8 protein-coding genes and 6 tRNA genes are annotated in these 9,211 nt (G+C 46.0%); 7 read left to right on the top strand and 7 right to left on the bottom strand.

Features of this window, described 5'->3' with window-relative positions; translation table 11 throughout:
* Window positions 1-494: 494 nt before the first annotated feature.
* The 7 genes from C7457_RS07400 to C7457_RS07370 form a co-directional block, all read right to left on the bottom strand.
* Window positions 495-570: transfer RNA gene (locus C7457_RS07400), tRNA-Gly, on the bottom strand.
* A gap of 26 nt (window positions 571-596) precedes the next feature.
* Complete coding sequence (locus C7457_RS07395) at window positions 597-1,031, bottom strand: hypothetical protein (RefSeq protein WP_121171590.1); 435 nt, start codon at window positions 1,029-1,031, stop codon at window positions 597-599.
* Window positions 1,032-1,042: 11 nt separating this feature from the next.
* Window positions 1,043-3,406 carry a replication restart helicase PriA gene (gene priA, locus C7457_RS07390; RefSeq protein ID WP_121171588.1) on the bottom strand — a complete coding sequence of 788 codons (2,364 nt, stop codon included), beginning with the start codon at window positions 3,404-3,406 and terminating at the stop codon, window positions 1,043-1,045.
* A 98-nt stretch (window positions 3,407-3,504) separates the two neighbouring features.
* A complete protein-coding gene (locus C7457_RS07385) occupies window positions 3,505-3,876 on the bottom strand; it encodes a hypothetical protein (RefSeq protein ID WP_121171586.1) in 372 nt (123 codons plus the stop codon).
* A complete protein-coding gene (locus tag C7457_RS07380; protein ID WP_170137387.1) occupies window positions 3,812-4,870 on the bottom strand; it encodes a glycosyltransferase family 4 protein in 1,059 nt (352 codons plus the stop codon). Before C7457_RS07380 ends, C7457_RS07385 begins: the two co-directional genes overlap by 65 nt.
* Window positions 4,848-5,606, bottom strand: a complete 759-nt coding sequence (locus tag C7457_RS07375; protein WP_121171582.1) for a glycosyltransferase family 2 protein — start codon at window positions 5,604-5,606, stop codon at window positions 4,848-4,850. Before C7457_RS07375 ends, C7457_RS07380 begins: the two co-directional genes overlap by 23 nt.
* Window positions 5,603-6,640: a polysaccharide deacetylase family protein gene (locus tag C7457_RS07370; protein ID WP_121171580.1), complete on the bottom strand. Its 1,038-nt coding sequence runs from the start codon at window positions 6,638-6,640 to the stop codon at window positions 5,603-5,605. Before C7457_RS07370 ends, C7457_RS07375 begins: the two co-directional genes overlap by 4 nt.
* Here C7457_RS07370 and ispE point away from each other — a divergent pair.
* The 7 genes from ispE (at window position 6,614) to C7457_RS07335 (ending at window position 9,192) form a co-directional block, all read left to right on the top strand.
* On the top strand, window positions 6,614-7,513 hold the full coding sequence (gene ispE, locus C7457_RS07365) for a 4-(cytidine 5'-diphospho)-2-C-methyl-D-erythritol kinase (RefSeq protein ID WP_245939615.1): 900 nt from the start codon (window positions 6,614-6,616) through the stop codon (window positions 7,511-7,513). The genes C7457_RS07370 and ispE overlap by 27 nt on opposite strands.
* 3 nt (window positions 7,514-7,516) lie before the next feature.
* A tRNA-Gln gene (locus C7457_RS07360) sits at window positions 7,517-7,591 on the top strand.
* A gap of 10 nt (window positions 7,592-7,601) precedes the next feature.
* A tRNA-His gene (locus C7457_RS07355) sits at window positions 7,602-7,677 on the top strand.
* 11 nt (window positions 7,678-7,688) lie between these two features.
* Window positions 7,689-7,774: transfer RNA gene (locus tag C7457_RS07350), tRNA-Leu, on the top strand.
* Window positions 7,775-7,778: 4 nt separating this feature from the next.
* Window positions 7,779-7,854: transfer RNA gene (locus tag C7457_RS07345), tRNA-Gly, on the top strand.
* 4 nt (window positions 7,855-7,858) lie between these two features.
* Window positions 7,859-7,933 (top strand) — tRNA-Cys (locus tag C7457_RS07340).
* 125 nt (window positions 7,934-8,058) lie between these two features.
* On the top strand, window positions 8,059-9,192 hold the full coding sequence (locus C7457_RS07335) for a hypothetical protein (RefSeq protein ID WP_121171576.1): 1,134 nt from the start codon (window positions 8,059-8,061) through the stop codon (window positions 9,190-9,192).
* Window positions 9,193-9,211: the final 19 nt, after the last annotated feature.

Raw genomic sequence — 9,211 nt, 5'->3', positions numbered from 1 at the left:
TTTCACTGAAAACCTGCGGAACACCTCAATTGAAAGCCTAAGTAGGCTTGCTCTCTCTCCGCAGGTGCGTGTCCCTTATTCTCCTGTCAAAGACCCTTTCAGTTTCCCGCCTTCGCGGGCATTACTTTAATTTATGCCACCAGCTTCTCCCTGTCAACCCCTTTTCGGGATTTACTCCCTGATTCAAGGGGTTACAGGTGCCGTGCGCTTTTAATTTAATTTCAGCGCAGGTAAAATTTAAATTTATCCCTTCCTCACCCTCTTGTCAAGTCTTAAAGGCCCTCAATTGATGAAGAGCCTTTTACTCAAGGGCGAGGAGCAGGCGGCCGTATTCAGCTTTGTTTTCAAAGAGCGCAAAATGATAATTTATACCTTTCTTCGTCCTTGTCAAGGGGAGAGGAGCCTTTAAGGCTCATCACCTGACGGTGCCCTTTGGCACCGGTTTGGAAAGCTTATTCAGTTTTCTGTCAAAGTAAAAATGTTGAGGGAGTTAATGGAGCGGGCGACGGGACTTGAACCCGCGACCCCAACCTTGGCAAGGTTGTGCTCTACCAACTGAGCTACGCCCGCCCTATTTGGCTTAACTAATAAGGTAGTTATTCCTGAGAGTTTGTCAACTCCCCTCTGGGGCCTATCTGAATAATAAGGGTTGTACTTGAGAAGCCTTTCTCTACGTTTATCTGTAAAAACTGTTCAGGTGTGGTAAAGCTGAGTTGGGCCTTATTTCCGTAAATTGTGATTGCTACCGGTTCCCATCCCTTTTCTGGTAAGGTGCTTTTATAGTAGGAGACAATATCCTTTATTTTTGCTCTTCCCTTAAAGACAAGGCGACCTACTTTAATGTTTCCAGACTCATATACAAAGCTCTTTTCCGAAACTAGCTTAAAACCTGGATAAATTGGTACGTTTTCTCCAAGGAGCTCCGCCTGAACCTGCTCCTGAGTAATAACTGCGGTTCCTTCAACCTGCTTCGTTGTTGCGCAGCTTACAGAAAGAAGTAGGATAGGAAGTATAAGTATGATTTTTCTCATTTCTCTCCCCGCTATAGTATCCTAGTTGGTTCAACGTCTATTTTACACTTGAACTTATGGTAAGGGAAAAGTTTCTCAATCTTCCCTTTTAGTTCCCTTAGCTTCTCAAGGTGGTTTTCCCAGGAGGTTGTAATGAAGGCTTGGTATCTGTACCTTCCAGAGATTTTAGGAATCGGAGCTGGGGAGAGCTTTGGAAAGTTGAACTTTCCAGAGAGAACTGTAGATAGGCTGTCGTAGCGGTCTTTCAGCTCCCTTTCAAGTCCCTTTTTCTCAAGTTGGAACTCTAGGAGAACTCCCAGAGTGTATGGAGGGTATCCCAGGAGCTCCCTACCAAAGAGCTCTTCACTGTAAAACCCATCGTATAGGTAGTTTACAGCATACTTTATTGGCGGAAACTCAGGGTTAAAAGTCTGAACTATGGCACTTCCCGGCTGAAACCTTCCAGCCCTACCTGTTGCCTGAAGTATTGACTGAAATATCCTCTCTGAAGCTCTGTAGTCTGGAGCTCCAGAAAGGAGCTCTGCAAGCAGGATGCCGACGAAAGAGAGGTTTGGAAAGTTGTGACCTTTTATAGCTATGTTAGTTCCTACAATTACCTGGTATTTCCCCTCCTTTATTTCACTTATTAGCTTTGCCCCGGAGATAGGGTCTTTAACCGTATCAAGGTCAAGGCGGACTACTTTCCAGTTTGGAAAGAGGTTTAAAAGCTCTTCCTCAACCCTCTCGGTTCCGTAACCTCTGTATGTTAACTTTGCTGAGCACTTGGGACAGCGGGAAACTGGTCTGTAGCGCCTTCCACACATGTGGCAGATGAGGAGGTGAGAACTCTTGTGGTAAGTGAGGTTCACCTTACAGTACTTACACTCTGCACTCCAACCGCAAGAGTCACAGAAAACCGTTGAGTAAAAGCCCCTTCTCGGAATGTAGAGGAGGACCTGTCTTCCCCCTTTAACTACCCTCTCTAGAGTCTCTAAGAGTTTCTTTGAAAAGATTCCCCTTCTCTCTTCCTTTCTTAAGTCAACGACTTCAATAACTGGGAGAGGTATTTTTCCTACTCTTTCCTTAAGGTGAAACCTCCCGATCTCTCCTTTCCTAAAACGGTAGAAACTCTCAACTGAAGGAGTTGCAGAGACAAGGAGGAGTTTTGCCTTTTCAATCTGAGCTCTCTTAATAGCGACTTCCCTGGCGTTATAGTAGGGCTTTTGATTCTCTTTGTAAGAAGGGTCCTGCTCTTCATCAACTATGATTAATCCCAAGTTCTTAACGGGTAAGAGGACGGCAGGTCGGGTTCCGAGGAAGACTTTAGTTTCTCCCCTCAGGGCCTTTAACCATACAGATGCCTTCTCCTTCGGAGTAAGCTTTCCGCAGTAAAGGTCTACGTTCTCTCCTAGGTACGCTTCAACCCTTGCCTTAAGTTCAGGTGTAAGGAGGAGCTCTGGAACTAAAATTATTACTCCCTTTCCCCTCTTAACAAATTCTCTGGCCACGTTCAGGTATACTTCCATCTTCCCGGAACCGGTTACTCCCGATAGGAGAAAGGGTAAATCGGAAGAGAGAATTTCATCGTAGGCCCTCTTCTGGGAAGGGGTTAACTTTACCTTCCTAAGGTCTTTTAAGGGAATTTCCCTCCCTTCCAGTGATACCTTTTTGTAAACCAGCTCGGCACAACCCTTCTCAACGAGGTTTTTAATAACTGAATCTGAAAAGCCCAAGGCCTTTACTTCTTTAACAGGAACTTCCCTCCTTTCCGATAAAATTTCAATTAGCTCTCTTCCCCTCTTCCCCCTATACTGGCAGGGAGCTCCTACTTTTAGGTAAACCTCCTTAGGAACCTTCTCCCCTTCAATTTCAGTTAACCTTTCAACCACTCCCTTTTTAACTAAATTTGAGATAACGCTACTTAGAGACTTTATTTTCAAACGTCTTCTTAGAGTTGAAAGCTTTAACCTTTTACTTGACGACTTTAAGAGCTCATTTAAAACTGCCTCCTCTGAAGGGGTAAGCTTTGTTTCAGGAGGTTTATCCTTAAATGAAACTAATATACTCTCCTGAACCAAGAAGGATTCGGGGATAAACCTGAAAAGGGCTTCACCTAGGCTTGAGCAGTAGAAGGAGGAGATCCACCTGCAAGTTTCAAGAATTTCCTCAGTAATTAAGGGAAAGGAGTCTGGTATGTCAAAGACCTCTTTAAGGTTAAGTATTGGAGTCTTAAGGCTTTCCTTAACGGAAAGTATTATTCCAGTCTTAAGGAGCTCTCCCCTGCCGAAGGGAACAATAACCCTCTTTCCAAAGGCTGGAGGGTTTGACTCGTAGCCTGAAAGCTTATACGTAAAGGTCTGATCAACTGGAAGGTCTAAAAGAACCTCAACGAACACCTACTTCTTCCTCGCTCTTACCGTTGAGCCGATTGCCATTAAGAGGAGTAGAATTGAAGTGATAATAACTAGGATAACTACGAAAACCTTTATAAACATTACTCCTCCAGAGGTTCAACTTTTACAGCGTCAATGTAAGGGAAGTTAAAAGTCGTTACGGAACCGTAGCCAATCACCTTAACCTTCTTCCCTAAGTACTTCTTAAGGTCACCGTAATCGTAGTGGACGTAAACGCAACCGCTTTTATCACAGACGAGTAAATCCCCGGGATAAGGAGGGAAGAGGTCCTGAGGTCGTTTATCAGTTAGGATTCCCACAACCTTAACGTAACACCCGAGGAACCCTTTAGGGTGATTTGATATGAGGCCTGCCGGATAGGTTATCGTGTAGTCGGAGTTTGCCGTTTTACAGCCTACAGCAGATAAACCTATCAATAAGGGAAGCGTTAGCTTTAAGAGAGTACTTTTCAACTGCAACCTCCCGGGCTATCTGTCCAAGTTCGTTTAAGTTTTTATCAAGGAATGAATTTATAGCCTCTGCTAAGGCTTCGGGGAAGGGGGGAACGGAGAGGCCGAAGGGGGGAGTTATAACTTCGCCGAGAGCTCCAACGTTAGTGGAAACAACCGGCGTTCCACAGGCCATAAACTCTAAAGGGACCCTTAAGATAACTTCCGAACCTACAGAAGGAACGACTGCAAGGTCACAGGCTGTCATTATAGCCCTTACGTCCTTCCTCCTCTCTGGTAAGAACTTCACGAAATCAAGGACTCCCAACTTACCTGCCAACTCCTTTAACTCCCCCAAACTCGTATTTTCTTCTTGACCAACTATAACTGCTAGGTAATCTTTCCTATTTAACTTTGAAATAGCTTTGAGGAACAGGGAGTGTCCCTTAACAGGGTCAAGCCTTCCAACGACTCCTATTAACTTCTTTCCTTCAGCTCCAACTTCTTCCCTAAACCTTTTCCCTCCCTCGTAGTCGGGGTAGAACTCTTCGGTGTCAACAAGCCCGGGGATGATTAACTTCCTTATTCCCCCAATTACAGGGTTTATGAGTTTTTTTGATGAAACGATAACTCCGTCAACGAACTTAGAGTGGATAAACCTATTCAGGAAGGAATCCTTAATTCCCCTCTGACTTCCGTGGATCCTGTAAAGGGAGTAGCCGAAGGAACTCTTGAGGAGTGAGGAGAAGAGGAGTTCATCTCCCCTTATAGTTACCACAACGTCTGGATTAAATTCCTCAATTGCCCTCTTTAGGGAGATAAAAGCCTTAAAGGGAAGGCCCTTCCTCGGGTCTTTTATAAAGTAAAGAGGGTAGCCCTTTCCTTCCAAACGCCTGTGTGCAGGTTTGCCCTTTAGGACTGCAAAGACTACGCTACAGGAGAGGGAGAGGCCTACCTTTATTCCAAGGTCGGTTAAAGCGCTGTTCCACCTCTCGTCAAGGACGATTAGAGCTCTCACTTCTCTCAAGCTCCCAGAGTTTTAGGTATTTTAGGAAAGTGTAGTAAGAGGCCATTACAGATATTACGAACCCTTCAAAGCCATCCAGGAAACCCCTTTTGAGGATGTATCGCCTTAAGAAAGCCCCAGCGGGAGAGGTTAGAAGCTTTAAGAGGGAAAACCTCTTTCCCCTCTTTAGGGCTCCTTGGGCAAAGAGCGTTGAATAGCGGTCTATCTTTTGAAGGTGGTCTGATACTGAGGAGTAGGAGTAGTGGAGGAGCTCTCCCTTTAAGTAGCCGATCCGACCTTTTACTTTCAGACTCTCATGAACTTCAGAACCGACCCAGCTACACTTTTCCCTCTTTGCCAACCTCAACTGCCAGTCTGGATACCAAGCGTGTCTAATCCACCTTCCCAGGTAGTTCGTTAGCCTGTTTAAGTAGTAGCCGTCGTAAGAAGGACTTTTAAGCTCCTCAGCTATTGAGGATGCAAGCTCGGGAGTTAAGACCTCGTCATCGTCAAGGAAGAGAACCCAGTCTTTTGTGGCAAGTGAGAGGAGGTAGTTCTTCTGGTTAACGAAGTTGTCAAACTTCCTATAGTAAACCTTTACGCCGTAGGACTTTAGGATATCCAAAGTCCTATCCCTTGAACCTGAATCAAGGACCACAACCTCATCGGCAATTCCCTCAATGCTCCTTATGACTTCTTCAATCTTACCTTCTGAGTTGTAAGTTAAAATCGCAACTGAAAGGCTCACAGGCTCTTGTCTCCCTTAAGTTTTCTGTAAACCCTATAGATGGGCGTTGAGAATGTAATTACCCTTCCAAGAACTGTCCAGACTTCCCTTCCGAGGGGGACTCTAGGAAGCTCTAAAGGATCGGAGCTCCCATCAATAACTCCCCTCTTTGTTGTAAAGACGTAGGAGTAGAACTTGGAAGCTACCTCCTTTGAGAGGCTTGAGTAGTGGCCAAAGGGCCAGGAAAAAGTTTCAGGTCTCACTCCTAAATTTTCCTCTATTAAACGGTTTGACTCTTCTAACTCCCTCTCTATTCTAAACTTGGCCTCCCCTTCACCTTCAAACCTTCCAAAGGGAAGTTTCTTTACTTCCTCCCTTAACTTCTCTTTCCAACTTCCTTCCTTTGGGAAACTCCTGCACAGTTTAAAGAGTTCCTTAGAAGGGATAAACGAAGGTCCCCAGAGGGAGCTCTTACACTTAAACCTGGGCTTTCCAGTGAATAAATCTGGTTCGGGGAACAGGAAATCCCTGTGGAAGTTCTTTCCGTCGTAAAAGTCTAAAATGTCTTTAGAAACCGGAAGTTTTCCGTGGGCTAAACCGTGGGCACCAAAGGTAAAGACGTCGGACATCTCTCGGAGCTCCCTCCAGCTTAAGAACTCACTCTTTCTTCCTCTTAGGAAGAACTCTGTGTGGCATTTACCCATTGAGGTTGATTTTAGGAGCTCCTTCCAGCTGACTTTCCCATTCCAGTAGTCAAACAGGTTAGGCCTTACAGATTCATCCTCCCTGATTCTTCCGGAAGTTATAAAAATGTGGGCTTTTAAACCCCTCCTCTTTAAGATTGGGTAGGCGTAGACCCAGTTATCGGCGTAACCGTCGTCAAAGGTTATTGCTGCTAAGCGTTCCTTTGAGCTTGAGTTTAAGAGTTCAGAAAGGGGAACGACTTTGAATCTGTGTGTAATCAGGTTGATGGCCCTCTCAAAGTCCTTTAACGATAGGTCGTCCACTCCCTTATCGGGATAGACTCTGTGGAGGAAGAAAACAACCCTTTCCAAGCTATACCCCTAAAAGAAAGTATAATTGCTCCCATGAGACTAATAGTTCCATCACCTGCTAAGGTTAATTTAGCACTCTGGATTAAGGGTAAAAGGCCCGACGGCTACCACGAACTCATAACTGTAATGCACACAATAAACCTATGTGACACCCTTTTCTTCCAGCCTTCAGACAGGTTTGAGCTCTCAATTGAGGGTTCTGAGAGCTTGCCACTCAACAGGAGCAACCTGATAGTAAAGGCTGCCCAACTCTTTAAAGAGGTAACGGGAATAAAACCTGAGGTAAAAGTAAAACTTGAGAAAGTAATCCCTATAGGGGCGGGACTTGGAGGGGGGTCTTCAAACGCCGCAGCGACCTTAAAAGGTCTTAACGTGATATACGGAAACCCTTTAAGCGAAAGTGAGTTAGTTCAGGTTGCCTCTCAACTGGGGAGCGATGTTCCCTTCTTTATAAGGGGAGGACTGGCCGTTGCCTACGGAAGGGGAGAAAAGTTAAAGCACTACTCTCCGGCCTCTTTTAAGCTACTACTGGTTTACCCAGGGTTTCCGTGCCCTACAAAAGAGGTCTACGAAAACTTACCTCCAATTGAAAGGGATATAACTATTGAAGAAGCCGAAAGGAGGATAATCTCCCCTTTAGTGGCGGGCAGGTTAAGGGAAGTAGAAGAGGCAATGGAGAACGACCTTGAGAAGAGTAAAGCTGAGTGTGTTAGTAAAGTTAATGAAGTAAAAGAAGTAGTTAGAGCCTGCGGCTTAAAGCCAATGATGAGCGGAAGCGGTTCATCCGTCTTTGCCCTAATAACCGACCAAAATTACGACCTGACCCCCTTGAAATCTCGCCAGTGGTGGTATAAATTACTCAACGCCATATAGAGCTGGGGCGTAGCCAAGCGGTAAGGCAGCGGACTTTGGATCCGCCATTCGCAGGTTCGAATCCTGCCGCCCCAGCCATTTTATTATGGTGGGAGTAGCTCAGTTGGTGGAGCGCCGGGTTGTGGCCCCGGCGGTCGCGGGTTCAAGTCCCGTCTCCCACCCCACTAAAACCGCCGCGGGAGTGGCGGAACTGGCAGACGCGCTGGACTTAGGATCCAGTGCCCTCGTGGCGTGCGGGTTCGACTCCCGCCTCCCGCACCATTGAGCGGGCGTAGCTCAGTTGGTAGAGCACAACCTTGCCAAGGTTGGGGTCGCGGGTTCAAGTCCCGTCGCCCGCTCCATAAAGGCGGCGTAGCCAAGTGGTAAGGCAGGGGACTGCAAATCCCTTATTCGGCGGTTCAAATCCGCCCGCCGCCTCCAATAATTCCTCTTCCTCCTCAAAGTTTCAAACCCACCTTTTACCCCTAAAATCCTCCTCCTTTTAACAATTTCTAACAATTTCTGGGATATCTTAAACCTAACAAATGAGAAGATGAGGAGGAGGTATGAAGAGAGCTCTCCTTGGAATCCTAACCCTTACTCTTCTAGTTCAGCCCGTAAGAGCTGCAACCATTCTCATCAATGGAACTCCCGTTAGCAAGCTCTACGTTGACTCTGAAGGAAGGCTCTACTTAACTCCGGGGCCCGGAAGGAAGCCTGTAAAGATAGAAGTTCCAAAGGAGAAGGGAATCCCCGTTGTATCAAAGTCTGAAAAGCTAAAAGTGGGAGGAACAGCCTACGTCCACTACGACGTTGACTTAAAGGGAAAAAGCCACCAGAACAAGTTTAAAGTCACGAGGAACTACCTTGAACTTAGGGGATACTTTAACGATAAAGATTCCTTCAGGACTACCCTTGACGTAAAGCAGGATAAGGACGTTGACGGCGGTTCCTACGTGGTAAGGCTAAAGTATGCATACGCATACTTTAATAACGTCCTTCCCTACACTGGAGTTGAAGTTGGACTTGCCCATAGACCCTGGATAGACTGGGAAGAACACCACGGCTGGCTCCACAGAGACCTTGAGGAGACCTTAATTGAGAATAAAAACGGAGCCCACCTAATTAATTCTGCCGACTTTGGAGTAAACTTTAAGGGACACTATAAATTAGCTTCTTGGGAGTTTGGAGTCTTTAACGGAGAGGGTTACCACGACGAGGAGGACAGCGATCACTTTGGAAAGTCAATTGAGGGAAGGCTTTCTTTAAACTTATTTGAAGGTTTCACGCTTTCAGGCCATACCGTCCACTCCTTTGACCACAAGGGAGAGGACTTTGACAGGCACATCTACCAAGTTCACGCCGTTTACAACAATCCCTACGTTCTTGTGGCCGCCCAGTACATCTGGGATAGGGACGATTACTATGAAGGGGATGACAAAGAGCCCCACGGATACTCTGTTAACGCAGACTTAAAGCTGAAACCTTTCTTAGGGTACCCCCTTGGAATCTTAGGCAGGTACGATAACTGGGATACCGATAACGGAGGAGATGACGTAAGGAGACACTTTGTTTACGGTCTCTTTTACAAGTTCAGCAACCACGTAAAACTAACGGTTGCCCAGGATAGGGTCCTTTCAGAGGATAACGCAGGTGAGGATAAGAACTCAGCAATGGCAGTTATGCAGGTTAAGTGGTAGGCTTTAACGTAGAACTACT

This window comes from Thermovibrio guaymasensis, from assembly GCF_003633715.1.
GTDB lineage: Bacteria > Aquificota > Aquificia > Desulfurobacteriales > Desulfurobacteriaceae > Thermovibrio > Thermovibrio guaymasensis.
The sequence above is the reverse complement of the archived record's forward strand: the minus strand, read 5'-3'. Positions and strand labels throughout refer to the sequence as shown.